The sequence below is a fragment of the Neobacillus massiliamazoniensis genome (assembly GCF_001048695.1).
GTDB classification, from domain to species: Bacteria; Bacillota; Bacilli; order Bacillales; family Cytobacillaceae; genus Neobacillus; species Neobacillus massiliamazoniensis.
The window spans coordinates 14,911-41,705 of record NZ_CVRB01000002.1 but is presented as its reverse complement, the minus strand read 5'-3'; the positions used below and the strand labels follow the sequence as shown (position 1 = coordinate 41,705).

The window sequence follows — 26,795 nt, the reverse complement described above, 5'->3', positions numbered from 1 at the left end:
ATGTAGTCAGTGTTCAGAAATAGGTTGAGATTACCAATTTATTCTAAAAAATGTAGTAATTGAAGGAAAATATGTCGTAAATCACTGAAATTATGTAGTAAATGCAAAAATTTATGTAGTAATTGTTCGGAAATAGGTTGTGATTTCCGATTAAATCCAAAAAATGTGTAGTAAGCATAGGTGAAAATTTTTTAATAAAAGAGGTGAAGCAGAATGCTAACTTATTCGTTCCGACGGATTTTTTCGTTAATACCCGTATTGATAGGAATGACGCTCGTTGTTTTTGCCATCATACATGCGATTCCTGGGAATCCCGCACAAGTAATCCTTGGCCAAAGAGCTACAAAAGAGGCCGTCGCAGCGTTAACGCAACAATTAGGATTAGACAGGCCTTGGTACATACAATACTTTGAGTATATTAAAGCATTACTACATGGGGACTTAGGAATTTCCCTGCGGACGAGAGGTCCGATTAACGAAGAAATATGGCCTTATTTGGCAGCAACTGCCGAATTAACGATAGTTGCGATGTTAATTGCGGTTATCATTGGAGTAAACGCGGGAATTATAAGTGCTTGGTTTTCTAATTCTTGGTTTGATTATGTTGCTATGATCCTAGCACTTATCGGTGTGTCACTGCCGATTTTCTGGCTTGGATTAATGGAGCAATGGGCATTTTCGATTAACTTGGGCTGGTTCCCAACAACAGGAAGAGAGGATGTCAGGGATCCTGTTTCAGCTATCACTAATCTTTATTTACTTGACACACTAATGCAAGGAAGGTTTGACCAATTCGGGGTGGTGCTTCGTCATTTAATTCTACCAAGTATGGCGCTGGCAACGATTCCGATGGCGATTATCGCAAGGATGACCCGTGCCACAATGCTCGAGGTTATGAAGGCTGATTACATTCGAACAGCAAAAGCCAAAGGACTTAGAATGTTTTGGGTTGTTTATAAGCATTCACTAAAAAATGCAATTATTCCTGTTCTTACTGTTATTGGACTGCAAACGGGGCTTCTATTGGGAGGAGCCATTTTAACGGAAACGATTTTCGGCTGGCCGGGGATAGGACGATATTTGTATGATGCAATCACATACCGTGATTATCCAGTCATTCAGTCCGGAATATTGATTATTGCTTCCATCTTTGTACTGATTAATTTAATTGTGGATTTATTATACGTATTTATAGATCCAAGAATTAAATATACGAAATAGAGAGGAGGAATTAATGTGGCGGAAATTGTAAAAAACACGGTAGACATTCCGGTAATGGCTGCTGAAGAAGAGCTGACACCGCCTTGGAAGGAAGCATGGCTAGCATTTTATAAAAATCGATTAGCTTTAGCAGGACTTGGAATTGTTGTCCTATTTATCTTTATTGCCATCATTGCACCTTGGATTGCCCCCTACAGTTATAAAGAACAGATATTGACAGAACGAATGCAGCCACCATCGTCTAAACATTGGTTCGGGACAGACGACTTTGGGCGCGATATTTTTACCCGTATCCTTTATGGGGCAAGAATTTCATTATGGGTAGGGTTTTTCTCCGTATTAGGATCAGTTGTGATTGGGACGGTGCTTGGTATAGTCGCTGGATACTACGGCCGCTGGGTAGATGCGATAATATCGAGGATTTTTGATATTATGCTTGCCTTTCCAAGCATCCTTTTAGCCATTGCTGTTGTTTCCATTCTAGGTCCATCTTTACAAAATGCATTGATCGCCATTGCAGTTATCAACATTCCGAACTTTGGCCGGCTTGTTCGCTCAAGAGTGTTAAGCGTAAAGCAAGAAGAATTTATCATGGCTGCTCGGGCGGTTGGGATGAAAGATGCTCGTATTCTCTTTCATCATATTTTACCGAATAGTATTTCCCCGGTTATTGTACAGGCAACACTCGCCATTGCAACAGCAATCATTGAAGCAGCAGCATTAGGCTTCCTAGGCTTGGGAGCACAGCCGCCGTCTCCTGAATGGGGCAAAATGTTGGCTGATTCAAAGCAATACCTTGTACAAGCCCCATGGACATTACTTTTCCCAGGGATCGCCATAATGCTGACCGTGCTTGGATTCAATTTAATGGGAGACGGACTGAGAGATGCTCTGGATCCGAAAATGAAGCAATGATCAAGAGACTCCTTCGAGGGTCTCTTATTTTTTATGTTTAAAAGTTTAGACTTTTGACTTATAATTGTTAAAAATTCAGAAATGTCCTAGGACCTTTTGTTTTTAAGGAGAGAGTGAATTTGAACGATCGAAACATTATTTTTATAGGATTCATGGGCGTAGGGAAAACGACGGTCGGACAACTTGTTGCCCAAAAATTGAATCGAAAATTTATTGATACTGATGAAGAAATTGAAAAAGAATATGGCATAGCTACATCTGAGATATTTAAGAAATTCGGTGAAAAAGTTTTTAGAGAAAAAGAAATGAGCTTGATTATCAGCTTATGTAAGCAAAAAAATTTAGTTGTATCCTTAGGCGGCGGGGCATTTTTACAAGAAGAAATTAGAAATGCTTGCTTAGCTTCCTGCATTGTTATTTTTCTAGACTTGACCTTCGAAAAATGGAGAGAACGAATAAATTTAATCATTGAAAGTCGTCCTGTTTTAAATGGCAAGTCGATAGAAGAAATGAAGGAACTTTTTTATAAGCGGCAGGAAATCTATTCAAATCATCATATAAAAATAGACACTGATAACAAGGAAGTTGAAGACATCGCTGATCAAATTATTAAGTTACTCGAGAACAGGAGACTTCAAAACCTAGTGCATACAGAGGAGGGGGACATTTGAAAAAAGTAGTAAAAGTGAAGGACGTCATCATTGGTGAAGGGGTCCCTAAAATATGTGTCCCGCTAGTTGGGTGTACAGTAAAGGAATTAATTGAAGAAGCGATTTTTCTTAAAACTTTAGATTTGGATGTTGTTGAGTGGCGGGTTGATTTTTTTGAACATGTGGAGGAAGTTGAAAAGGTAAGAGAAGCTCTCAGTGAAATTCGTGAAATCCTTACAAATATACCTCTTCTATTTACATTTAGAAGTAAAAAGGAAGGAGGGCAAAAGGAAGTCAGCACGGAATTTTACATAAAATTAAATACAGCGATGATCGAAACTGGCCAGGTGGATATCATCGATGTTGAATTATTTAATGAAGAAAACACTGTTAAAACATTAGTAGAAGAGGCTCATTCTAAAGGTATATTTGTTATCATTTCCAATCATGACTTTGATAAGACTCCAACAAAAGAGGAAATTATTGCTCGATTATGTAGGGCACAGGAATTAGGTGCGGATCTACCAAAGATTGCTGTCATGCCCAAAAATACTGCTGACGTTTTTACACTTTTAGATGCGACACATACTATGAATGAACAATTTGCAGATCGGCCCATTATTACGATGTCCATGGCGGGGATGGGGGTAATTACCCGGCTGAGTGGTGAGATTTTTGGCTCAGCCTTGACGTTTGGAGCTGGGAAGAAAGGTTCTGCTCCTGGTCAGGTAGCTGTTAAAGAATTAAGAGCGGTTTTAGATATTCTACATTCGAATCTATAGCTATTCTTCTATAAAAATTTTAGTTCTTGCAACTGCAAGAGCTTTTTTTTGGGGCGGGAATTAGCTCGATGAAAAAAAGTAGTATTTGTATGCAATAAAATGTATTTAAATTCAATATCAAACCAGTTTAATGTAAACGCTTACAGGGTAAATAGCGGATAAATTTAAAATTATTAAAAAATGGGTGAATTAACTGTTGAATAAATATTAACTCCAATGTATAATGATTCAATAGTAATAAACATGGGGGATAAAGGAAATGAAAGCTGCAATCATTGGTGGTACAGGATACGGTGCAATTGAGCTGATAAGGATACTCCATAAACATCCCTATTTAGAAATTGGTTCGGTTGTATCCAACTCCCAGGCTGGGAACTCTATTAGTGAATCTTATCCACACCTTTCGGAAATCATCGAACAACCTTTGGAAAAATTCGATGCGAAAAGTTTATCTGAAAAAAATGATGTTGTATTTTTAGCAACTCCATCGGGGGTAAGCAGCAATCTTATCCCTCAGCTAATGGAAGTTGGCATCAAGTGTATCGACCTTTCCGGGGATTTTCGGCTAAGGTCAGCTACTGAATATGAATCTTGGTATAAGCATTCACCTGCGGATGATCAATATCTAAAGCAGGCCACATATGGACTAAGCGAAATCTACCCTGAAAAAATAAAATCAGCGAAGTTGATCGCCAATCCAGGCTGCTACCCGACAGCAGCATCCCTTGGACTGTTGCCAATTCTTAAAACGAGTTTGGCAGATTACGAGTCTATTATTATTGATGCAAAGTCAGGGGTTTCCGGTGCGGGAAGAGGATTATCTTTATCATCTCACTATGCAGAAATAAATGAAAACATAAGAGCTTATAAGCTTGGACAACACCAGCATATCCCTGAAATCGAGCAAGTCCTATCAGATGAGAGTGATAGACCAATTACTATTACTTTCACTACTCACTTAGTCCCGATGACGAGGGGAATTATGTGCACGACGTATGTCAAATTAGTAGAAAATGTGACTACAAAAGAAGTGCAGGAAATATACAGCGAATTTTATAAAAATAAATCGTTTGTCAGAGTCAGACCGGAAGGAAAAGTACCAGCAACTAAAGAGGTACTAGGAAGCAATTTTTGTGATATTGGTTTGCATGTAGACACAAGAACGAATCGTCTAACGATTATTTCTGTTATCGACAATTTAGTCAAAGGGGCTGCGGGCCAGGCGATCCAAAATGTTAATTTAATGAATGGCTGGGACGAATGGACGGGGCTTCAAGATATACCACTATATCCGTAAAAAAATTTTACGAACGAACGGGATTTATAAGGGGGAAATTTAATTGATACAAGCAACTTTCAGTAATAAAATAGTTGTTCTTGAAGAGGGAAGTGTCACGATACCAAAAGGATACAAAGCTGGCGGCATCCACTGTGGTGTGAAAAAGAAAAAGCTAGACTTGGGCTTTATTGTTTCCGAAGTTCCAGCAACCGCTGCTGGTGTGTATACAACTAATATTTTTCAAGCAGCGCCACTAATAGTAACACAAGAGAGCATCGCGAAAGAGAATAAAATTCAAGCGATCCTTGTAAATTCCGGAAATGCCAATGCTTGTACCGGAGAACAAGGGTTATTAGACGCTTTTGAAATGCAAAAAAGCTTTGCAGCAGAGCTTGGGATTAAGGATCACCTCGTTGCTGTCACCTCAACAGGTGTGATCGGTGAGCTTTTACCAATGGAAAAAATCAACACCGGGATTAAACAAATCCTTCAACCAGAATATGAAATCGAAGCCAATTTCAAGCAAGCCATTTTAACAACCGACCTATGTACCAAACAAATGGCTGTTCAAATAAAAATAGATGGAAAAACAGTCAGTATCGGTGGTGCAGCAAAGGGTTCTGGAATGATTCATCCTAATATGGCGACAATGCTAGGCTTTGTTACAACAGATGCGAATATTGCCCATGAAGACCTTCTTTTTGCACTGAAGGATGTAACCAACAAAACCTTTAATATGATTACGGTTGACGGTGATACAAGCACTAACGACATGGTGCTCGTTATGGCAAACGGGTTAGCAGAAAACGAGATGCTTACAAAGGATCACCCAGATTGGAATTTGTTCGTGGATGGACTAAAGATTGTCTGTGAATCCCTAGCAAAAAAAATCGCTAGAGACGGCGAAGGGGCAACAAAGCTCATTGAAGTACAAGTGAATGGCGCCGATAACCTAGAGGCGGCAAGGGCAGTTGGTAAGTCGATAATTTCTTCTAATCTCGTCAAAACAGCAATTTTCGGAACAGATGCCAACTGGGGGAGAATTGTGACAGCGATTGGCTACAGTGGTGTAGCTGTTGAGCCTTACGCATTAGAAGTAGCGATTGGACCTTACCCTGTGTTTGCAAATGGTTTACCTATTCCGTTTGATGAAGCAGAAGTAAAAGAGTATTTAGAGCTCGACACGATCAAAATTATTGTTGACCTTCATCAAGGCGAGTCCACCGTAACCGCATATGGATGCGATTTAACCTATGATTATATAAAAATCAACGCATCCTACCGCACGTGAGGAGGCCTACTAGATGAAATACATTGTAATTAAGTGCGGCGGAAGTGTGTTAGATAATTTGCCAAGATCCTTTTATGAGGACATCATTTCGCTTCATCAAACCGGAGTATGGACACCTATAATTGTTCATGGCGGCGGTCCATTAATTACATCACTATTAAAAAACTTAAATATCGAAACGAAGTTTGTAAATGGTCTAAGGGTAACAGACAATCAGGTACTCGATGTCGTGGAAATGGTATTAAGCGGCTCTGTTAATAAGCTAGTAGTCCGAAACTTAATTGAGGCTGGTGGCAGCGCATATGGCATCAGTGGTGTGGATGGCAGCCTCTTAAAAGCAAGACCAACCAATGCTTCAGATGTTTTAGGGTTTGTTGGAGAAGTGACAGCTGTCAATCGTAAAGTAATCGAAGGAATTGTTAATCAAGGCTATATACCTGTCATCTCGCCAATCGGCATTGATGAGCATGGTCAAAGATACAATATAAACGGTGATGTCGCAGCGAGTGCGATTGCTAAATCTTTAGAAGCAAACCTATGTTTTATTAGTGATATACCGGGGATTTTAGCTGAAAAAAATGGTCAGAAAACAAAGCTTGATAAAGTTTCAAAGGCAGAGGTGGAAGAATTAATCGCGAATCAAACCATATATGGGGGAATGATTCCAAAAGTAACGGCAGCAATTGATGGACTTGTTCATCATATCCCCGAAGTGGGCATCATCAATGGCTTCGAAAAAAATAGCTTAATAGATTATTCAAACGGAAAAATAATTGGTACGAAAATTGTTTTAGAAGAGGTGTCGGCGTAATGGTAACAAATACTTCACAAATCTCATCTGTCATGTCTACCTACAGTCGTTTCCCTGTAGCACTTGTCAAAGGGAAAGGAAGCTATGTATGGGATGACCAGGGCAATCAATTTTTAGATTTCACTTCTGGAATTGCCACATGTAACTTAGGTCATGTTCCAAATGTGGTAAAAGAAAAACTTGAAGAGCAATTGCAAAATATTTGGCATTGTTCAAATCTCTACCATATTCCAAACCAAGAAAAGCTTGCAGCATTGCTGACAGCCAACAGCTGCGGTGATCAGGTTTTCTTTTGCAACAGCGGGGCGGAAGCAAATGAGGCAGCAATTAAACTCGCAAGAAGATACACAAGCAAAGTAAAAGGCGAAGGATCCTATGAGGTAATTACCTTTAAGCAATCCTTCCACGGCAGAACATTAGCCACATTATCAGCAACAGGCCAGGAAAAAATCCAGCAGGGATTTGCTCCGCTTGTTCCCGGTTTTAGCTATTTGCCGTTTAATGACTTTGATGCACTCAATGAGCTTGCTATCCGCAAGCCGGCTGCCGTTCTCCTCGAACTTGTTCAAGGTGAAGGCGGAGTCATTCCAGCAGATCCGGATTGGGTATCAAAAATGGCGCAAATCTGTCAGGAGAACGATATTCTCCTAATGGTTGACGAAGTCCAGACAGGAATTGGCAGGACCGGTACATTGTTTGCTTACGAGCACTACGGAATCGAACCAGATGTTATCAGTGTCGCAAAAGGACTTGGTTCGGGCTTTCCGATTGGAGCGATCATTGCCAAAGAAAAAGCAGCCAAGGGTTTCGATCCGGGCAGCCACGGTAGTACGTTTGGCGGAAATCCACTCGCCTCTGCCGCAGGAGTCGCAACAATCAGCCATATTGTGGAAAGTAACCTATTATCTCACGTTAAAGAAATCACAGAGTACCTCGATTTACAGTTACAAGAATTAAAGGAAAAGTTTCCATTAATAAAAGAAGTTCGCGGGAAAGGGCTCCTTAAAGGATTAGTCGTCGAAGGAGATGCCCCTGAAATTGTCAAAAAGGCCATTGGCAACAAGCTGCTAATATTAACTGCAGGACCTAATGTCTTAAGAATTTTACCGCCATTAACAGCTACGAAGGAAGAAATAAACGAATTTAAAGAGAAATTGGAGAAAACCTTCCAAAGTAAATGAAGAATGGAGTGAGTTTTTTTGGGGACTGGATACCTTACTTTGGAAACCGGAGAAGTGTTTGAAGGGGTACTGATAGGTGCAGAAAATGATTCTATCGGGGAAGTTGTTTTTAATACTAGCATGACGGGGTACCAAGAAATTATCACGGACCCCTCCTATGCTGGTCAAATCATCACGTTTTGCTATCCGATTATCGGAAATTATGGAATTAATGCCATGGATGATGAAAGTATAACTCCTTCATTATCTGGTGTCATTATTGGGGATTTATGTGAAATCCCGAGCCATTATCAATCTATTTATAAGTTTTCTGAAAAACTAAAAAGTGCAGGTGTGCCTGGACTTGCCGGGGTTGATACACGTCTTTTAGTTAAGACAATCCGCAGCCATGGTACAGTCAATGGGGTCATCAGTGCCAATCCTGACGTTAAAAAAGTCACCACTCAGGGAAAAAAACCTTTATGGGTGGACCAAGTGTCAACGAAAAAGACGCAATTTTACAAAAATAACGGACCTCATATCGTGTTAATCGATTATGGTTTTAAAAAGTCGATTCTAACCGCTCTTTTAGCGGAAAATTGTGCGGTAACAATTGTGCCCTATCATACTCCATATGAAAAAATAAAGGCATTAAATCCGGATGGTGTTCTATTTAGCAACGGACCAGGCGATCCAATGGATCTTTCAAGATGGTTTCCTGAAATTAAAAAAATCAGCCAGAACTATCCAACACTCGGGATTTGCCTTGGGCACCAATTAATCGCCTTGGCTTACGGGGCAAAAACAGAAAAACTAAAGTTCGGCCACCGCGGCGGCAATCATCCAGTCAAGGAATTATTAACAGGTAAAGTAAAAATCACAGCTCAGAACCATGGATATGTTGTAGTAGATGAAAGCATTGACTGCACTACATTTGATGTCACTTACCGAAATGTAAATGATCAATCCATCGAAGGCTTGAAGCATAAAGTCTATCCTATCCAGACGGTTCAATTTCATCCGGAGGCCCACCCGGGACCAAGCGATACCGCTCATATTTTAAAAGAGTTTGTGAACGAGATCACTTCATTGGGAGAGTCACTATATGCCGCTAAATAAAAAACTGAAAAAAGTACTTGTGATTGGATCAGGACCGATTGTGATCGGTCAGGCAGCTGAGTTTGATTATGCTGGAACTCAGGCTTGTATCGCCCTGAAAGAAGAGGGAATTGAAGTCGTCTTAATCAATAATAACCCTGCAACGATCATGACGGATGAATCCGTTGCAGATAGGGTGTATATTGAACCGCTTACGGTCGAAACAATCGAAAATATCATCGCAAAAGAAAGACCGGATGGAATAATTGGAACTCTTGGAGGACAAACAGGCTTAAACTTAACCGTTGAGCTATATGAACACAAAGTTTTGCAAAAGTACGGTGTAGTTTTGTTAGGAACATCGGTGGAATCGATTAAAAAAGGCGAGGACCGCGAACGATTCCGCAATTTAATGCTTGAGATCGGCGAGCCCATTCCTAATTCAGCGATTATTCACAGCTTTGAAGAAGGCGTACAATTTGTCAATGGAATTGGCTTTCCGGTCATCATTCGTCCCGCTTATACATTAGGGGGAGATGGCGGCGGTTTCGCCCAAACGTTAGAAGAACTTGAAACCGTTCTGAAAAAGGGATTAGCAGCCAGCCCGATTCATCAAGTGCTTGTCGAAAGAAGCATCAAAGGCTGGAAGGAAATTGAATATGAGGTCATGAGGGATGCAAATGATACGTGCATTATCGTTTGTAACATGGAAAATATGGACCCGGTCGGTGTCCATACAGGTGATTCGATTGTCGTCGCCCCGTCGCAAACTTTAACAGATGTTCAATATCAAATGCTCCGTGACGTTTCCATAAAAGTAATTAGAGAGTTAGAGATTATTGGCGGTTGTAATATCCAATTTGCACTTCACCCGGAATCCAATCAGTATTACATCATCGAGGTAAATCCAAGGGTAAGCCGGTCGTCAGCACTTGCTTCGAAAGCAACGGGATATCCGATTGCTAGGATGGCAGCGAAATGTGCGATTGGTTATCATCTCGATGAGATTATGAACCCAATAACAGGTTATACCTTTGCTTCCTTTGAACCGGCGATTGATTATATTGTTGTCAAGCTGCCCCGCTTCCCATTTGACAAATTTCCCGAGGCAGACCGAACGCTTGGAACGCAGATGAAAGCGACTGGCGAGGTCATGGCGATTGACCGAACCTTTGAAGGGGCCCTAAATAAAGCTATTCGTTCAATGGAAACATCAACTTACGGATTATGTATGGAAAAAATGAAATCGCTGGATACAAATCGCTTATGTGAGAAACTTGAGCAGGCGAACGATCAACGGTTGTTTGTAATAGCGGAAGCGATCAGAAGGGGAATATCGCTTGAAAAAATACGGCAGTTGACACAGATTGATCAATGGTTTTTATACAAAATAGCGGCCATTGTTCAGCTTGAAACAGAATTGTCAACCTATACTTGGGCTACCGTGCCCGGTCCATTGTTAAAACAAGCGAAGAGAAATAATATTTCCGACAAATTGATCTCGAAAATGTATAACATTCCAGAGATGAATATTCGTCAAAAATGGAAAGAGCTGAATTGGAAACCAGGCTATAAAATGGTCGATACATGTTCTGCTGAATTCGATGCGATCACGCCATACTACTATTCTACTTGGAACGGCTTTGATGAAGTTGAGGTTACTAATAAGAAAAAGATTCTTGTGATAGGTTCCGGACCAATCCGCATTGGTCAGGGTATCGAGTTTGATTACTGTTCTGTACATGCGGCGAAAGCCATTAAGAAAATGGGGTATGAAGCAGTAGTCATAAATAATAATCCGGAAACGGTTAGCACCGATTATTCCGTGGCCGATCGTCTGTATTTTGAACCTCTAGCTGCGGAGGATGTTCTCCGGGTTATTGAAAAAGAGAAAGTCGAAGGCGTACTGATTCAATTTGGCGGCCAAACGGCGATTAATCTAGCTCATGCATTGCAGGAAGAGGGAGTTTCTATTTTAGGAACTACAGTTGAAAATGTAGACCGCTTAGAGGATCGGAAAGAATTTTATCAGCTTCTTGAAGATCTAAAGATCCCTCATATAGCTGGCAAGACCGTCAGCCATACTGATGAACTGCTTGAAGCTGCAGGAAAGCTCGGCTATCCCGTTCTAGTAAGGCCATCCTACGTTATTGGCGGCCAGGCGATGTTTACGATTTTTTCTGAAGAAGAACTAAAATTTTATATAAACCAGCTTGAAGAAAATTCACACGACACGATGTGGCCGTTATTAGTGGATCGTTTCTTACCCGGGCTGGAATGTGAAATTGACATCATAAGCGATGGAAACAATATTGTCGTTCCTGGCATTTTTGAGCATATCGAAAAAGCAGGTGTACACTCCGGTGACAGTATTTCAGTTTTTCCACCGATTACCTTGTCAGATGACCAGAAAGAAACACTAATGGATTATGCAAATAAAATCGCAACAGCAACGCCGATAATCGGCATCATGAATATTCAATTTGTTATTTATGAAAACCAGGTCTATGTCCTTGAGGTGAATCCACGCTCATCCCGAACGGTGCCCATTATGAGTAAAGTGACAGGGATTCCGATGATTGAGTGGGCCACCAAAGTTCAATTAGGTGTTGATTTAACGGATTTATCACCAAAACTCGGGTTATTAGACGAACCTCATTATTTTTCAGTAAAGACACCGGTGTTTTCTTCAAGCAAATTGAAAGGTGTCGACCATGTGCTTGGTCCTGAGATGAAATCAACTGGTGAAGTATTAGGAATGGGGGTCACGTTCCAAGAGGCACTTGATAAGGCGCTTCCTTCTCTTTCAATTGATCGTGACAGCTTTATTTTTCTATCCATTTCGGATCGAGAGAAGCTGAAGAGTCTTTCCGTTATTCAGCATTTAATGCAAGCATCCTGTAAGCTTGCGGCTACAGAAGGAACGGCGTTATTTCTGCAAAATAATGGAATACATGTGGAAAAAGTCGTGAAGGATTCTCATGACGTAAACCATCTATTTCGAAATGAGAAAGTGAAGGCAGTCATCAATATTCCTAATCAAGGTCGTAATAAACAAAGGTTCGGTTTTACTCTACGAGAACAAGCCGTCCGTTACAAAGTGCCAGTGTTTACTCACCTAGACACGGCAGAGGCGGTTTTCATCAGGAAAAGTCCATCTTCTTCTCATTCAAATGTACGAACGGTAAGTGAATTTTATAAATTACTTGGAGGTGTAAGGAAATGTTAGAAGCTATTAAATGGAGTCAACCCGATGATTCTTTCCAAGGGAGCTTAACCGGAAGGGACTTTTTACAGCTTTCCGATTTTACTACAGATGAAATTCTTTATCTGTTAGATGTTGCTAAAGAACTGAAAGCATTGCAAAAGCATGGGAAACCTCACCACTATTTAAGTGGTAAAATACTAGGGATGATTTTTGAAAAATCCTCAACCCGGACAAGAGTATCCTTTGAAGTGGGGATGATGCAGCTCGGTGGTCAAGCAATCTTCTTGAGCTCGAAAGACATCCAGCTTGGCCGCGGAGAAACGATTTCTGATACGGCAAAGGTGTTGTCACGCTATGTCGATTGCTTGATGATCCGGACTTTTTCGCATAACGGCATTGAGGAATTTGCCCACCATGCAACCGTTCCTGTCATTAATGGTTTAACCGATTTGCAACATCCTTGCCAAGTGATGGCAGACCTGCTAACCATACTTGAACATAAAGGGAAATTGGCAGGATTAAAGCTGTGCTATCTCGGCGACGGAAATAATAATATGGCTCATTCATTAATGGAAGGGGCTGCCAAAGTAGGAATGCATATCAGCATTGCTAGTCCTTCCGGATATATGCCGGATGGAAAAATAACTGAAAAAGCCATCAAGATCGGAGCCCAAACGGGAAGTACAATTATGATAACAAATGATCCAAAAGAAGGGATTCTCGATGCTGATGTCGTTGTGACAGATGTCTGGACCAGTATGGGACAGGAAGAGGAAACAGAAGCGAGAATAAAGGCCCTTCAATCCTTCCAGGTGAACAAGGAACTTTGTAAACATGCAAAAAGCGACTTTATCTTTTTGCATTGTCTTCCAGCCCATCGCGGCGAAGAAGTAACTGCGGAGATTATTGACGGACCTCATTCTGTTGTTTTTGATGAGGCTGAGAACCGTCTCCATGCCCAAAAAGCTATTTTAAAAGAATTACTAATAAAATAGTAGCTATTTTTTTACGAAAGGATGTATAATAATTCTATTGAATGAATTTAAATACATCGGAATGTGAGGAGAATACACGTGGCAAAAGAAAAAATTGTTTTAGCTTATTCAGGCGGTTTAGATACATCCGTATCAGTGAAATGGATTCAAGAAAAATACGGCTATGATGTCATTGCCATGGGACTTGATGTTGGTGAAGGCAAGGATTTAGAGGCTATTAAAAATAAGGCCCTTAACGTTGGGGCGATAAAAGCATATATAGTAGATGCAAAAGAAATGCTAGCCAAAGATTATATTTTACCAGCTTTGAAGGCCAATTGCTTATATGAAGGAAAATACCCATTATCCTCAGCACTTTCTCGACCTTTAATATCAAAACTATTAGTTGAGATTGCGGAAAAAGAAGGAGCTGCTGCTGTTGCTCATGGATGCACGGGAAAAGGAAACGACCAAGTTCGCTTTGAAGTTTCGATCCAAGCATTAAATCCAAATCTGAAAGTGGTGGCACCTGTCCGTGAATGGGGAATGACTCGTGATGAAGAAATCGAGTATGCCGAGAAAAATGGAATTCCGATTCCGGTTGATTTAGACAATCCATTTTCTATTGATGCGAATATTTGGGGTCGTGCCTGTGAGGCAGGGGTTCTCGAGAACCCTTGGGCAGAAGCACCTGAAGCGGCATTTGACTGGACGAACCCAATTGAATCAACACCGGATGCTGCGGAGTATATTGAAATTGAATTTGAACAAGGTGTACCTGTGGCCCTTAATGGTGAGAAGCTGCCATTGGTGCAGTTGATTGAAACTCTTAATCAACTTGGCGGCAAGCATGGTGTCGGCCGAATCGACCATATCGAAAACCGATTAGTTGGAATTAAATCACGTGAAGTGTATGAAAATCCAGCGGCGTTAATTTTAATCAATGCCCATAAGGAATTGGAATTTTTGACATTGCCTCGTGAGGTAACCCAGTTCAAAACACAGGTAGAGCAGCAAATGGCAAAAATTATATACGAAGGACTTTGGTATTCACCATTGAAAGCGGCGCTTGATGCCTTCATTGATGAGACGCAGAAAGTGGTGTCAGGCACCATTCGTGTCAAGCTCCACAAAGGTTCACATACGGTTGTCGGTCGTAAATCGGTGCATAGCCTCTACAGTGAAGAGCTAGCGACGTATTCAAAAGGTGATGCCTTTGACCACAATGCCGCTGTAGGTTTTATTAAAATTTGGGGATTGCCTACAAAGGTATATTCAGAGGTAAATAAAAAGGAATTATTAGAAGTTAATGATAAATAGATAAGTTCGGTTGGGAAAGTTGCGGATAAGCACACTTTAGTTGCGTTTAAAGTGGAGAAAGTTGCGGATAAGCTACTTTAAGTTGCGAAAAGCCGTTTCCGATTGAAAAAAGCAACAAACTTTTAGAAAAGGCCAAAAATAAATTGGTGTGCCCTCGAAATTATTCGAGGGCAATCTTCTTAGGTTAAAGGAGGAGTTCAATCATGTCAAAGCTTTGGGGCGGACGGTTTACAAAGGAAACGAACAAGCTGGTGGAAGAGTTTACGGCTTCGATTTCCTTTGATCAAAAGCTGGCGAAAGAGGATATTACCGGAAGCCTGTCCCATGTTAAAATGTTAGGCGAATGCGGGATCATTCCAATTGAGGATGCTGATAAAATTAAGAATGGCCTGCTTGAAATAAAAAAGATGGTCGATGCGAACGAAGTCGTGTTTGCTGTCGAGGATGAAGACATCCACATGAATATTGAAAAGCTTTTAATTGAAAAAATCGGTCCTGTCGGCGGCAAGCTCCATACAGGCCGGAGCCGTAATGACCAAGTAGCGACCGATATGCATCTTTATTTACGGACGAAAACTACAGAGCTTATTGTATTGATTGAGAATGTCCAGCAGGCATTAGTAGAGCAGGCGAAGAAGAATGTAGAGACGCTGATTCCTGGCTACACGCACTTGCAGCGTGCCCAGCCAGTATCATTCGCTCATCATTTAATGGCTTACTTCTGGATGTTTGAACGGGATAAAGAAAGATTGACTGATAGCTTGAAGCGGGTGAACTGGCTTCCACTTGGGGCAGGCGCTTTAGCCGGAACGACCTTTCCTATCAATCGTGAGCGGGTAGCGGATTTATTAGGCTTTGAGACGATTTATCCTAACAGTATGGATGCCGTTAGTGACAGGGATTTTATCCTCGAGTTTTTGGCAGCTGCATCGATTATCATGACCCATATCTCCAGATTTTCCGAAGAGCTCGTGCTTTGGTCAAGTCAAGAGTTTCAATTTGTAGAGCTCGATGATTCGTTCTGTACCGGATCGAGCATTATGCCGCAAAAGAAAAATCCTGATGTTCCGGAACTTCTTCGCGGTAAAACGGGACGTGTCTATGGTAATTTAATCGGATTGTTAACAGTACTAAAGGGGCTGCCGCTCGCCTACAACAAGGACTTACAGGAAGATAAAGAAGGAATGTTTGATACGGTCGAAACGCTTGAAGGTTCGCTGAAACTACTAGCACCAATGACTGAGACAATGACAGTGAAGAAAGATGTTATGAGAAAAGCCATCAACAACGACTTTTCCAATGCCACCGATATTGCAGACTACTTGGTTCGAAAGGGGCTCCCGTTCCGTGAAGCCCATGAAATTATTGGAAAAATAGTCTTGCATGCAATTCAGATGGGAAAATTTTTATTAGATTTGAGCTTAGAGGAATATAAAGACTTCAGCCCATTATTTACTGAAGATATTTATGAGGTTCTATCCCCAGAGCATGTTGTAGCGGTTCGAAATAGCTTTGGCGGAACATCGCCAGAGCAGGTTATTGAGCAAATTAAGCTTGCAGAAGCGAAATTGCAACGATAATATAAATTTTCAAAAAATATTGACATTTTATAATGTGTCAGCTACAATTCATTTTATATTGTGGAAAATAATACAAACATAAATAAATCTCTTATCCAGAGTGGCGGAGGGACTAGGCCCGATGAAGCCCGGCAACCTTCAAGATTATTCTTGAAAAGGTGCTAATTCCTGCAGGTTTTTTAACCTGACAGATAAGAGGAGGAAACCTGCCCTCTTCTTATGAAGAGGGTTTTCCTTTTTTATGGAACATAAAATGGAGGGTGAAAACATGGCTGACATTAAGGTCGCAATTTTGGGTTTTGGAACGGTGGGAGAGGGAGTTTATCGAACAATTCATTCCCATGAAGAGGAGCTTACAGCAGTGCTAGGGAAGAAAGTAGAGGTTGCAGCTGTCCTCATCAAAAACAAGCAGAAGCAAAGAAATATTAGCGAAAATATCCTGATTACAACGGATTTTGAAGAAATTTTAAGCCTTCCACAGCTTGATGTCGTGGTCGAAGCGATTGTCGGTAAGGAACCGACCTTTACCTTTTTAAAAAAAGCAATTTCTAAAGGCTGTCATATCATTACAGCAAATAAAGAGATGTTTGCCCACCATGGAAAAGAGCTGCTCGAACTTGCGAAAAAAAATAATGTTTCTGTTGGATTTGAGGCCACAGTTGCAGGGGGCATCCCCATCATACAAACAATCAGGCAGTTATTAAAAATCAACCAAGTCCGACAAATCCAAGGAATCCTTAACGGGACCTCGAACTTTATTCTTACAGAAATGAGAGAAAAGAAGCATTCATTTGCGGCTGCCTTAGTCCAGGCTCAGGAAAATGGCTATGCGGAAGCCGATCCGACAAACGATGTTGAGGGTTTTGATGCATTTTACAAAACGATGATCTTAAGCAAAATTGCCTTTGGTATTGAGCCAAATTGGGAGGAAGTAGAGCGGGAAGGGATTACTTCTATCTCGATTGATCATATTGAGGCAGCTGAAAAACTTGGTTTAAGGTTTAAACATATTGCCAGTCTAAACAGGGAAGGCAGCCATTTAGTTGGGTCGGTTAAACCAGCTCTTGTTACGAAATCCCATCCTTTTTACCATGTCGAAGGGGTAGACAATGCAGTATGCGTGCAAACGGACATCGTTGGGAGGATTTCATTACAGGGGCCAGGAGCAGGCATGTTTCCAACTGCAAGTGCTGTAATTGAAGATTTGGTTTATGTTGTTCAGAATCAACATTCAAATTTAAAATTGTACCATGCTGACAATGATCATGATTTACAGAAAATAGATGATGCAAAGGAGCTGTGGTTCGTTCACGGATTGAAAGAAAATATGATCAACTCACAGATAACGTGGATTGACCAAATTACAGAGGAAGCGATTATTATTCAAGCGACAAAACAAGAATTGGAACAGCTTGCTGCTAAACATGAATCAATTCGTTTTTTTTCGATTTTAGGTGATTACGAAACGAAGAATAAAAATAAAGCAGAAGCATTAGCGGCTTTATAAATTTCGGGCACATAATTTTTTTATACAGGTTAACGTGCCCGAAAATGAAGAAAGAACGCCGACCCGGTCAAATTAAACAGGTTAACGTGCCCGAAAATGAAGAAAGAACGCCGATCCTGTCAAATTAAACAGGTTAACGTGCCCAAAAAAGAAGAGAGATCGCCGACCCGGTCAAATTAAACAGGTTAACGTATCCAAAAAAGAAGAAGCAAGAGATCCCGCTTCTTCTTTCTTATCATTAGAGTTTTATATTTTTTACCCGTTGGTTGGCTGCATTTGCTCTCGCCTGTGCCTCAAGATCTGCCTGATCGGCGAGTTCAGCAGAATATTCTTCATCAATTCCATCCGTTTTCAAATTCTTTGGTACTTGTGGAAGCGATGCTTTATTTTTATCACGATTATTATGTCCACGAGAACGGCCCATTACCAAAAACCCCTTTCGAAAGTTCGCTTTGGGAGACAAGTGCTCCCTTCTTACCTTTTACCATTCGAAAGGGATCCATGAATGGAAAAAAAATCTTTACAGCCTAGTTTTTTTGTCGTGAAAACCGCCGGCGCGGTCCGCCATTTTAAATTCGCGCTGGTAAGAAACCTCTTGCATACTTGTTAAGGTGTATTTGCCTCTGTCTGTATCCTTTTTCTTTTTATTTGCCATGTTGCTCATTCCTTTCAACTTTTTTGTTAATCGTCATCAAGCTAATGGTAAATGACAGCACAATTCCATTTTTACCTATTGAGAAAGGAATGATACTTTGTTAGGCATATATATTTTTTAATGCGCGGTTTAAATCAGGGTAGTTGAATTGGAAGTCGTTTTCTAATAATTTTTGCGGGAGTACCTTTTGTCCCTCCAGTACTAATGTACTCATTTCACCTAATAGTAAACTGAGTGCAAAGCTTGGGGCTGAAAGCCAATGGGGACGGTGTAATATAGGTGACAGAGTTTTGCCGAACTCCTTCATGGAAACAGGGTGTGGTGCAGTAAAATTTACCGGTCCAGAAATATTTTCATTATTAATGACAAACATTATTCCTTTTACGACATCCTCAATATGAATCCAGGACATCCATTGACGCCCATGTCCAATATTTCCGCCAATAAATGCTTTATATGGGAATGCAATTTTGGGTAAAGCCCCTTCATTTTTATCAAGAATGATGCCAAATCTACAAAAAACAGTCCGAATCCCGAGCAACGTGGCTTTGTCTGCTTCTTTTTCCCATTGCTTGACTGTATCGGATAAGAAATCGTTACTATGTCCTTTATCTTCCTCTGTAAAAGTATCTTCTTCAGATGTTCCATAAAACCCAATTGCACTTGCATTAATCCAAGCTTTTGGCATCCGGTTTAATCCCTTAAGGATCTTCAACATTTCATTAACAGCCACAAGCCTGCTTTCTAGAATTGTCTTTTTCCTTTGCGCAGTCCATCTGCCGCTATTGATGGATTCACCGGCAAGGTTGATAAATATATCTGTTTCCTGGAGAAATTTGCTTGGATTGGAGGTTTCAGCTAACCATTGGACATATTGAATCTGATTGTTGCTTTCACGGTTCATCATTTTTTTCCTAGTTAAAATAACTACATCATGATGATTTTTTACTAATTCGTTCACAAGTGCTTTTCCGACAAATCCTGTTCCGCCTGCAACTGCAATTTTCATCTCAAAACCTCCCTTTTCTTTTTATTTTAACATGAAGATTATGGTAGAGTAGTGTTGAGGTGAACGATATGGCTATAATAACAAAAATCACCACGCAACAAAAAAATCAGGATCGCTTTAATATTTTTATGGATTACGGTAAAGGGGAAGAATTCGCTTTTAGCGTCGATAGTGATGTCCTCATTAAGTTCCATCTAAAAAAAGGAATGGAGCTAGATGAATTTTCATTGATGGAGGTCCACTATCATGATGATATTCGGAAATCGTATCAATTAGCTATTCAATTTTTAGCTAAAAGAATGCGGTCTGAAAAAGAAATTAGGGATTACTTAAGCAAAAAAGAAATTGAAGAGCCGGTTATCCAGGAAGTAATCCATAAACTAAATGACCAAAAATATATCAATGATGAGGAATATGCTCATGCATATGTAAGGACGCAAATCAATACGACAGATAAGGGACCGGAATTAATTCGAATAGAATTAAAGGAAAGGGGAATAGGAGAAGGAATCCTTAAACCTGCCCTTGTGGAATATTCACTAGAGCTTCAAGTAGAAAAGGCGGCCAAAATAGCTGACAAGTTTATTCAAAAGAATTCTCGGGACTCAACAAGAATCTTGAAACAAAAATTAGAAAGCCTGTTAATGAGAAAAGGATATTCTTATGAAGTAATCCATATGGCCATAAATGAAACGGACATGATCAAAAATGTGGATGAAGAAATGGAAGCTATTCGCTATCAGGGTGACAAAATTCAGCGTAAATATAGTAAATTCAGCGGTTTTGAATTTGAGCAAAAAATGAAACAAGCTTTATATCAGAAAGGTTTTTCCTTTGATTTAATTGAAAAGTATTTACAAGAAATTGAAAAATCATGACCAATCGGTCATGATTTTTTGGACTCAATGATAATGGACTCTTGGTCAAGCTGCTCAAAAATGATTTCAGCAACCTCTTTGGGTGACCTAAGCGCAGAAGGGTTCTTAATATGGTCAGTGCCAGCCCAGAAAGGCGTGTCCATCCCGCCCATATAAATTCCGGTGATTTTTATATTACTTTTTTCATATTCTTTCTGCAGGCTTTCGGTAAAGCCTCTTACCGCAAATTTGCTTGCACAATATACGGCTTCATTTACTTTTCCTCGTAAGCCGGCAGTTGAAATAATATTCATTATCCTAGCTTCATCGGTTTTTAGTAAATGTGGTAAAGCAGCCTTCGTCATAAGAATCGTGCCTAAAATATTCGTATCTAACATTGATGAAATTTCTTGTTCATCGATTTCTTCAAAAGGTCCAAAATGTCCGACTCCCGCGTTATTTACCAGTCCAATTAGTTGATATGTTTGGCTAAGTTCTTCTATCTTCTCTTTCACCTGTTCGCCATTGCGGATATCGATTGGAACAATAGTTGCATTGCCTCCGAGAGCTTCAATATCTTTTTTGATGGCAGTTAATTTTTCCACCGTTCTGCCAATTAACAATAGCTGATAGCCCTGCTTTGAAAATAAAAACGCCAATTCCTTCCCTAACCCCGAACCAGCACCTGTGATCATCACTGCTTTCATTAAAGGGCCTCCTTTTTCTTTATTAATTTTTCAATAATCATTATACTAAAATAAGCGATAAAAACCGAACGATAGGGAGTGGATTACAATGCAGCAAGAGAAACGGTATAGTCAATTGACAGAACATGAATTACGTCAGGAAATTGCCAAGCTCCGTGAGCAAGCAAGAAAGGCGGAGCAGTTAGGAATGGTTAATGAGTTTGCGGTCTTGGAGAGAAAGGTATTAATGGCTCAAGCTTACCTACTCAATCCTGATTCATTTATACCGGGAGAAATATACGAGCTTGAAGGAGACCCTGGACAATATTTTAAAATTGAATACCTTAATGGGGTGTTTGCTTGGGGCTATCGCCTAAAAGGTGACGGCAAAGAGGAAGCGGTACCTATTTCCATTTTGAAAGGGTTAAAGAAGGAAAGTATTTGATTTTGAAAATTGTTTAGCTCGATAAGAGAAGAAAGGAGGGTGTCAGGCACCATGGTGCCTGACACCCTCCCTTTTTTTACGACTGCTTTCTGGTCATGTGCTTTAATATGATGAGGTCCTGGGTAAGCTTGGACTCGCCATTTACCTGAGAATGAGCATGTTTCGGGTTGGCCCATGGTGTTGAAAATGGACGGTTTTCAAAAAACATTTTTTTTCCCATATGCTTCCTCCTCAAAAGTTTATTTTTGAGTATTATTTTCACGCATACCAGATGCACGCATTCGCTCTTGTGGATGCGTATTGGTGGAGCCATCTGCCCGCTTTGAAGCATACTCAGCTTTTGCTCGTGGCTCACCCTCAAGCTTATTATTATTCTGATTCGGGAAATTCGTTTCCTTATTTCTCATGTTGTACCTCCAATATGGAAAATGAGAAACCGTGATCAACCAAGCATTTCTCAATGCTTATCACGTACAATTAGTATTTGATGATAAAGGTTTAGTTATGTTAAAAGAAAATGGGAATTAAGAAAAGAGCATGAACGAGTCATGCTCTTTTAACTTGGGATGATGCTCAATTTTTTTCGCAATTTTTGCTCGCTGAAAACCCAGCCAGTATAGGAACTGATTCGTTTTAAATCACAATCCAATTGGACTACGGCAACGAATGGATAATGACCGTTGCTACGATAACGTAAATCAATAAACCGTACCTCGTAAAAATCATCATATTCATCCAATTCCCAGCGGTAAACAGGGGAAAAGGAAAGAAACGCGGATAGATTTTTGTCTGTTTTTGCGGCTTCAATGACCGGAGTTGAAGGTACTGGTACACGGTTAAAGCGATCAAGAATTTCCACTTGATTTTTAACAGCCTTTCCCACGAAAAATTGCTTTTCATTCATGGCAGCAATTCTCCATTGATGAAACCGCATCGTTGGTGCGATAATAATTTCTGTTGCATCCGGAATCATGGCTTTTACCTTCAAGTGTACACTGCGCTTCAAGGAAAATCGCTTGAAGTAATAAGCAATGATGATGGCATACATGACCAAAAAGGTGTAGCCAGGGTTTGCACCGGCCATCCAAATGAAAATCCCCAGAATGTGAATCCCGAAAATAAATGGATCAAAGGTATTAATTACTCCTAGCGCAACCCACTTATTAGAAAAAGGTCGTAAAGCCTGTGTTCCATAGGCATTAAAAATATCAACAAACACGTGGATAAATACAGCTAAGAATGTCCAGGCCCATAAATGAAAAAGATTGGCACCAGGAAAAAATGGAAAGATAATAGCGCTAAGGACAAGCGGCCATAAGATGACAGCTGGAATTGAGTGGGTAATCCCACGATGATTCCGAATATAAATTGCATTGTTTCTTAATTTTAATAACGTATCAATATCAGGTATTTGGGAACCAGCGATCGTGCCTATTAAGACACTAGAGGCAACAGCATGGTTCGTTGCCACAACAGGGTCTAAAGTAGCAAGACCTCCTAATGCAATTCCCATCACAACATGAGTTCCAGTATCCAATCGGAGGAACCTCCTTTAATAAATTCTTGTCAAAAAAGTAAAGTTGGATTATCGTAAAACAAAAAGTTGTTCTTATTATATTCCCAAAATCGTTATTGTTGCAAAAACGGAGGCATCTTTACAATGTTAATTGAACTAAAAACAATAGAAAAAATCAATATTAATAAATTTCAACGAGATTTAATCGCCTGGTTTAAACAGGAGCAGCGGGATTTACCATGGCGAAAAGATCAGGATCCTTATAAAGTTTGGGTCTCAGAAATCATGCTTCAGCAAACAAGAGTAGATACCGTTATCCCTTATTTTAATCGTTTTATTGAATGGTTTCCAACTATCGAATCACTGGCCGACGCTGATGAAGATAAAGTATTGAAAGCATGGGAAGGCCTCGGATATTATTCTCGCGTTAGAAATTTACAGTCCGCTGTTAAAGAAGTAAAAGAGAAATACATGGGGAAAGTACCCAATACCCCTGATGAAATTGCCAAGCTTAAAGGGGTCGGTCCCTACACGGCAGGAGCGATTTTAAGCATAGCTTACGGACTTCCCGAACCGGCAGTCGACGGAAATGTCATGAGGGTTTTATCAAGAATTCTTTCCATCTGGGAAGATATTGCTAAGCCTTCTTCCAGGAAGGTTTTTGAAAAAGCCGTTCGTGAACTCATTTCCCATGAAGAACCCTCGGAGTTTAATCAGGCATTAATGGAATTAGGTGCGTTGGTCTGCACGCCAACATCGCCTTCATGCTTATTATGCCCAGTACGTGATCATTGCCAAGCGTTTTCTGAAGGAGTACAAAATGATCTTCCAGTAAAAACGAAAAAAAATAAACAACGGGTAATTGAGCTTGCTACAGTGGTTCTTACCGATGACAGCGGAAAATTTTTAATTCATAAACGTCCTGACAATGGTTTACTTGCAAATTTGTGGGAGTGTCCGAATATAGAAATTCATCATCCAATGCAAACTGAACGGGAGAAAATTGCAGATTTATTCATGGATTCCCATCATCTAGATATCGAGATTGAGAAAGCAATTGGTCAAATTGAACATGTATTTTCCCATCTAGTCTGGAACATAAAGGTTTACACTGGAAAAATAAGGACATTCCATCAACCGGGAAATGGGGAATGGAAGCTTGCTTCATTAGAAGAAATGGAGAATTATGCGTTTCCGGTTCCCTATCAAAAAGTCTTTAAAATGTATAAGGAAAAAAATGAACGCCATTAAAAAAGGCGTTCATTTTTATTCATTGATTTAACTCCGCCCCTATTTTCAATTTCTTCAATGATTTCTCGATGGATTGTCTGACCTTCACTATTTAAATAGGGTGCTATTTGCTGAAGGGATTGATGGAAAAAACTCAATTCATTGTTATCCCAATCCGCTTTTGCCATCATCGAAAGCTCTGTCATATCCCGTCCTGAATACATTTTTTTCTTCCTTTCAACGATAAATTTTCCATTAGTATATGGTTCTTGATTGTCTTCTATTCAGGGAACGGATAAAATGGTAACATTACTCGAAATAGAAGGGATTGGGAATCATGACACAAAAAGTAGCACTGATTACAGGCTCAAGCAGGGGGATAGGGAAAGCAGCCGCATTGCGCTTGGCAGAAGCTGGGTATGATATTGTCATAAATTATGCGAGAAGTAAGTCCGGTGCCCTCGAAACAGCCGAACAAATAGAGGCTTTAGGCAGAAAAGCGTTAATTGTGAAAGCCAATGTTGGTGATGTTAATAAAATTAAAGAAATGTTTACGAAAATAGACGAGGAATTTGGTCGTTTGGATGTTTTTGTCAATAATGCTGCTTCCGGCGTTCAACGTCCGATAATGGAGCTTGAGGAGTCACATTGGGACTGGACGTTAAACATTAATAGTAAAGCCCTGTTGTTTTGTGCTCAAGAAGCTGCGAAGCTGATGGAGAAAAATGGTGGAGGGAAAATTGTCAGCATCAGTTCTCTCGGTGCCATCCGCTATTTAAAAAATTACACGGCAGTCGGTGTTTCAAAAGCAGCTCTTGAAGCCTTAACAAGATATTTGGCCGTTGAACTGTCACAAAAAAATATTGTAGTAAATGCGGTATCTGGCGGTGCTGTCGATACGGAAGCCTTGAAGCATTTTCCAAATCGGGAAGAAATTCTTCAGGAGGCAAAGGACAAAACACCAGCTGGAAAAATGGTGGAAATTGATGATATGGTAAACTGTATCATGTTCCTTATTTCCGATGAATCCAGTATGATTAGGGGACAAACCATTATTGTTGATGGTGGTATTTCCTTACTAGTATAGTTTATTTCTAAAAAATTTTTTGGATAATTTCCACTGCACATGGTTACATTAAGCACGTGGAGGTGATATGACGATGGCAAAAATGAATCAACAAGCTAACAAAACTTCTGCTGGAACAAATATTCAGGAAGTAAAACAACAAAACGCTCAATCAGCTGGTACTGGTGCAGGAGCTGTAGGTGCAGCTGGCCAATATGGAACTGAATTTGGCAGCGAGACAAATGCGCAAGAGGTAAAACAACAAAATCAACAATCAGAAGCTAAAAAAAACCAAGGCGCAGGCCAATTTGGACAAAGCTAATCATATGGAATGTAGAAGGCACTCAAATATAGAGTGCCTTCTTTTTATTCGGTTAAAGTTCATTGTTGATTTTTTACTAAAATAATAAAACCAATATTTGAAAAACGGCACATATCCGTTTTTTCTAGGGGAAGATCTAGAAAATGAGCTCTGGGATTTATAAAAAGAGCTCTTTTCAATGGTGAAAATAGGTGCTCGGGATCAAATGGCACATAAAAGTTAAAAACGGCACATAAAATCGAGAAACGGCACATATATTTGAAAAATGGCACATAAATCCAAAAAACGGCACATAAAAATTAAAAATGGCACATATCCGTTTTTTCTAGGTGAAAATCCAGAAAATGAGCTCTGGAATTTATAAAAAGAGCACTTTTCAAGGGTGAAAAAAGGTGCTCGGGATCAAATGGCACATAAAAGTTAAAAACGGCACATAAAATCGAGAAACGGCACATATATTTGAAAAATGGCACATAAATCCGAAAAACGGCACATAAATCCGAAAAACGGCACATATCCGTTTTTTTTCTAGGTGAAAATGAGCTTCGAAATATATAAACGAAGCTCTTCCTCGCAGAAACAAGCTGTGCTTGTTCCGAAGGCGCTACCGCTTTTCATTTTCGTCAAAACTTCTATTTTTTTTACATAAGTAGTCAAAGGAAAATCATGTTCGTAAAAAGAATACATAGTATGTAAAGAAATATTTTTTATTTAGAAGTAATGTCACTATTCAGTGAAGCAAAATAATAAGGCGGTGAGGGAAATGAATCAATTTAACCGATTAGTTTCCGAACAAATGAAGACAATGGAAAAATTATTGTACATTCAAGCAGAGCTGGAACGGTGCCAAGAAATTGAAGATGAGCTGAGAAAATTACAGAATGCAACCGACCTTGAAAGTATCCAAGATGATATCCAACAGATGAAAAAAGAGTTGAGGGAAATCCAGTTGATTTTTGAACGACAAACAGAAGAAGTTATTAATTCATACCGGGATGTGAATTTATCAGCATCATTATAAGCTGGAAAAGGTAGATTTTTTGACTAAATATACGCAAATTTTTACAAAGAGTCATGTAAATAATGGCTCTTTTGTTTTAAATTCTGCTCTCAACCGTTATAATAATAGAAAATAGGAATTGTACTTTGTTGCCTTTTGTCGTTTATTTATGTTTAGGATAGGTTGCAAAGCGTTCAGGAATAAAGGCAGGGG

The 26,795-nt window shown here is 39.9% G+C and carries 28 protein-coding genes and 1 riboswitch; of the genes, 20 read left to right on the top strand and 8 right to left on the bottom strand.

Annotated features, from left to right (window positions below):
* The first annotated feature begins 213 nt into the window (after positions 1-213).
* From BN1082_RS08290 to BN1082_RS08225, 14 genes are all read left to right on the top strand, one after another.
* Entirely contained in the window at positions 214-1,221 is a 1,008-nt protein-coding gene (locus BN1082_RS08290) for an ABC transporter permease (RefSeq protein ID WP_090633311.1), read from the top strand.
* A 54-nt stretch (positions 1,222-1,275) separates the two neighbouring features.
* The gene (gene nikC, locus BN1082_RS08285; protein ID WP_090634891.1) at positions 1,276-2,136 is read left to right on the top strand and encodes a nickel transporter permease; all 861 of its coding nucleotides are present in this window, start codon (positions 1,276-1,278) and stop codon (positions 2,134-2,136) included.
* Positions 2,137-2,288: 152 nt separating this feature from the next.
* Positions 2,289-2,807, top strand: coding sequence for a shikimate kinase (locus tag BN1082_RS08280; RefSeq protein ID WP_090634889.1), 519 nt, complete (start codon positions 2,289-2,291; stop codon positions 2,805-2,807).
* Complete coding sequence (gene aroD, locus BN1082_RS08275; protein WP_090633310.1) at positions 2,804-3,568, top strand: type I 3-dehydroquinate dehydratase; 765 nt, start codon at positions 2,804-2,806, stop codon at positions 3,566-3,568. Before BN1082_RS08280 ends, aroD begins: the two co-directional genes overlap by 4 nt.
* Before the next feature lie 259 nt (positions 3,569-3,827).
* On the top strand, positions 3,828-4,865 hold the full coding sequence (gene argC, locus BN1082_RS08270; RefSeq protein ID WP_090633308.1) for an N-acetyl-gamma-glutamyl-phosphate reductase: 1,038 nt from the start codon (positions 3,828-3,830) through the stop codon (positions 4,863-4,865).
* 46 nt (positions 4,866-4,911) lie between these two features.
* A complete protein-coding gene (gene argJ, locus BN1082_RS08265) occupies positions 4,912-6,138 on the top strand; it encodes a bifunctional ornithine acetyltransferase/N-acetylglutamate synthase (RefSeq protein WP_245640402.1) in 1,227 nt (408 codons plus the stop codon).
* Positions 6,139-6,151: 13 nt separating this feature from the next.
* The gene (argB, locus tag BN1082_RS08260; protein ID WP_090633305.1) at positions 6,152-6,949 is read left to right on the top strand and encodes an acetylglutamate kinase; all 798 of its coding nucleotides are present in this window, start codon (positions 6,152-6,154) and stop codon (positions 6,947-6,949) included.
* Positions 6,949-8,130: an acetylornithine transaminase gene (locus BN1082_RS08255; protein ID WP_090633303.1), complete on the top strand. Its 1,182-nt coding sequence runs from the start codon at positions 6,949-6,951 to the stop codon at positions 8,128-8,130. The genes argB and BN1082_RS08255 overlap by 1 nt, the downstream gene beginning before the upstream one ends.
* A gap of 18 nt (positions 8,131-8,148) precedes the next feature.
* Positions 8,149-9,228, top strand: a complete 1,080-nt coding sequence (locus tag BN1082_RS08250) for a carbamoyl phosphate synthase small subunit (protein ID WP_090633302.1) — start codon at positions 8,149-8,151, stop codon at positions 9,226-9,228.
* Positions 9,215-12,436, top strand: a complete 3,222-nt coding sequence (carB, locus tag BN1082_RS08245) for a carbamoyl-phosphate synthase (glutamine-hydrolyzing) large subunit (protein WP_090633300.1) — start codon at positions 9,215-9,217, stop codon at positions 12,434-12,436. Before BN1082_RS08250 ends, carB begins: the two co-directional genes overlap by 14 nt.
* The gene (gene argF, locus BN1082_RS08240; RefSeq protein ID WP_090633298.1) at positions 12,430-13,410 is read left to right on the top strand and encodes an ornithine carbamoyltransferase; all 981 of its coding nucleotides are present in this window, start codon (positions 12,430-12,432) and stop codon (positions 13,408-13,410) included. Before carB ends, argF begins: the two co-directional genes overlap by 7 nt.
* Positions 13,411-13,488: 78 nt before the next feature.
* Complete coding sequence (locus BN1082_RS08235) at positions 13,489-14,709, top strand: argininosuccinate synthase (RefSeq protein ID WP_090633296.1); 1,221 nt, start codon at positions 13,489-13,491, stop codon at positions 14,707-14,709.
* 203 nt (positions 14,710-14,912) lie between these two features.
* Entirely contained in the window at positions 14,913-16,289 is a 1,377-nt protein-coding gene (argH, locus tag BN1082_RS08230) for an argininosuccinate lyase (RefSeq protein ID WP_090633295.1), read from the top strand.
* 88 nt (positions 16,290-16,377) lie between these two features.
* Positions 16,378-16,487: riboswitch (SAM riboswitch) on the top strand.
* A 70-nt stretch (positions 16,488-16,557) separates the two neighbouring features.
* The gene (locus BN1082_RS08225) at positions 16,558-17,796 is read left to right on the top strand and encodes a homoserine dehydrogenase (RefSeq protein ID WP_090634887.1); all 1,239 of its coding nucleotides are present in this window, start codon (positions 16,558-16,560) and stop codon (positions 17,794-17,796) included.
* Positions 17,797-18,034: 238 nt separating this feature from the next.
* Here the strand turns inward: BN1082_RS08225 and BN1082_RS08220 are convergent, their stop codons facing one another.
* From BN1082_RS08220 to BN1082_RS08210, 3 genes are all read right to left on the bottom strand, one after another.
* Positions 18,035-18,220, bottom strand: a complete 186-nt coding sequence (locus BN1082_RS08220; protein ID WP_090633293.1) for a YfhD family protein — start codon at positions 18,218-18,220, stop codon at positions 18,035-18,037.
* 96 nt (positions 18,221-18,316) lie between these two features.
* Positions 18,317-18,451 carry a YfhE family protein gene (locus BN1082_RS08215; RefSeq protein ID WP_090633292.1) on the bottom strand — a complete coding sequence of 45 codons (135 nt, stop codon included), beginning with the start codon at positions 18,449-18,451 and terminating at the stop codon, positions 18,317-18,319.
* Positions 18,452-18,551: 100 nt separating this feature from the next.
* On the bottom strand, positions 18,552-19,460 hold the full coding sequence (locus BN1082_RS08210; RefSeq protein WP_090633290.1) for a TIGR01777 family oxidoreductase: 909 nt from the start codon (positions 19,458-19,460) through the stop codon (positions 18,552-18,554).
* Between the two features lie 68 nt (positions 19,461-19,528).
* On the opposite strand from BN1082_RS08210, the gene recX reads away from it, so the two are divergent.
* Positions 19,529-20,338, top strand: coding sequence for a recombination regulator RecX (gene recX / locus BN1082_RS08205; RefSeq protein WP_090633288.1), 810 nt, complete (start codon positions 19,529-19,531; stop codon positions 20,336-20,338).
* A gap of 8 nt (positions 20,339-20,346) precedes the next feature.
* Here the strand turns inward: recX and BN1082_RS08200 are convergent, their stop codons facing one another.
* A complete protein-coding gene (locus BN1082_RS08200) occupies positions 20,347-21,024 on the bottom strand; it encodes an SDR family NAD(P)-dependent oxidoreductase (protein WP_090633287.1) in 678 nt (225 codons plus the stop codon).
* A gap of 88 nt (positions 21,025-21,112) precedes the next feature.
* Between BN1082_RS08200 and BN1082_RS08195 the strand changes: the two genes are divergently transcribed.
* The gene (locus BN1082_RS08195; RefSeq protein ID WP_090633286.1) at positions 21,113-21,448 is read left to right on the top strand and encodes a YfhH family protein; all 336 of its coding nucleotides are present in this window, start codon (positions 21,113-21,115) and stop codon (positions 21,446-21,448) included.
* 76 nt (positions 21,449-21,524) lie between these two features.
* Here BN1082_RS08195 and BN1082_RS08190 read toward each other — a convergent pair whose 3' ends face one another.
* The 3 genes from BN1082_RS08190 to BN1082_RS08180 all read right to left on the bottom strand — a co-directional run bounded on the left by BN1082_RS08190 (position 21,525) and on the right by BN1082_RS08180 (position 22,985).
* The gene (locus BN1082_RS08190) at positions 21,525-21,668 is read right to left on the bottom strand and encodes a YpzG family protein (protein WP_090633284.1); all 144 of its coding nucleotides are present in this window, start codon (positions 21,666-21,668) and stop codon (positions 21,525-21,527) included.
* Between the two features lie 19 nt (positions 21,669-21,687).
* Complete coding sequence (locus BN1082_RS08185) at positions 21,688-21,855, bottom strand: small, acid-soluble spore protein K (RefSeq protein WP_090633283.1); 168 nt, start codon at positions 21,853-21,855, stop codon at positions 21,688-21,690.
* Between the two features lie 149 nt (positions 21,856-22,004).
* Positions 22,005-22,985, bottom strand: a complete 981-nt coding sequence (locus BN1082_RS08180; RefSeq protein ID WP_090633281.1) for a metal-dependent hydrolase — start codon at positions 22,983-22,985, stop codon at positions 22,005-22,007.
* A gap of 123 nt (positions 22,986-23,108) precedes the next feature.
* Between BN1082_RS08180 and mutY the strand changes: the two genes are divergently transcribed.
* Complete coding sequence (mutY, locus tag BN1082_RS08175; protein WP_090633279.1) at positions 23,109-24,215, top strand: A/G-specific adenine glycosylase; 1,107 nt, start codon at positions 23,109-23,111, stop codon at positions 24,213-24,215.
* Here the strand turns inward: mutY and BN1082_RS08170 are convergent.
* On the bottom strand, positions 24,212-24,418 hold the full coding sequence (locus tag BN1082_RS08170) for a hypothetical protein (protein ID WP_090633277.1): 207 nt from the start codon (positions 24,416-24,418) through the stop codon (positions 24,212-24,214). The genes mutY and BN1082_RS08170 overlap by 4 nt on opposite strands.
* Positions 24,419-24,531: 113 nt before the next feature.
* Between BN1082_RS08170 and fabL the strand changes: the two genes are divergently transcribed.
* From fabL to BN1082_RS08155, 3 genes are all read left to right on the top strand, one after another.
* The gene (gene fabL / locus BN1082_RS08165) at positions 24,532-25,281 is read left to right on the top strand and encodes an enoyl-[acyl-carrier-protein] reductase FabL (RefSeq protein ID WP_090633275.1); all 750 of its coding nucleotides are present in this window, start codon (positions 24,532-24,534) and stop codon (positions 25,279-25,281) included.
* Positions 25,282-25,363: 82 nt separating this feature from the next.
* A complete protein-coding gene (locus tag BN1082_RS08160) occupies positions 25,364-25,582 on the top strand; it encodes a gamma-type small acid-soluble spore protein (RefSeq protein ID WP_090634885.1) in 219 nt (72 codons plus the stop codon).
* A 763-nt stretch (positions 25,583-26,345) separates the two neighbouring features.
* Positions 26,346-26,603, top strand: a complete 258-nt coding sequence (locus BN1082_RS08155) for a YgaB family protein (RefSeq protein ID WP_090633273.1) — start codon at positions 26,346-26,348, stop codon at positions 26,601-26,603.
* Positions 26,604-26,795: the final 192 nt, after the last annotated feature.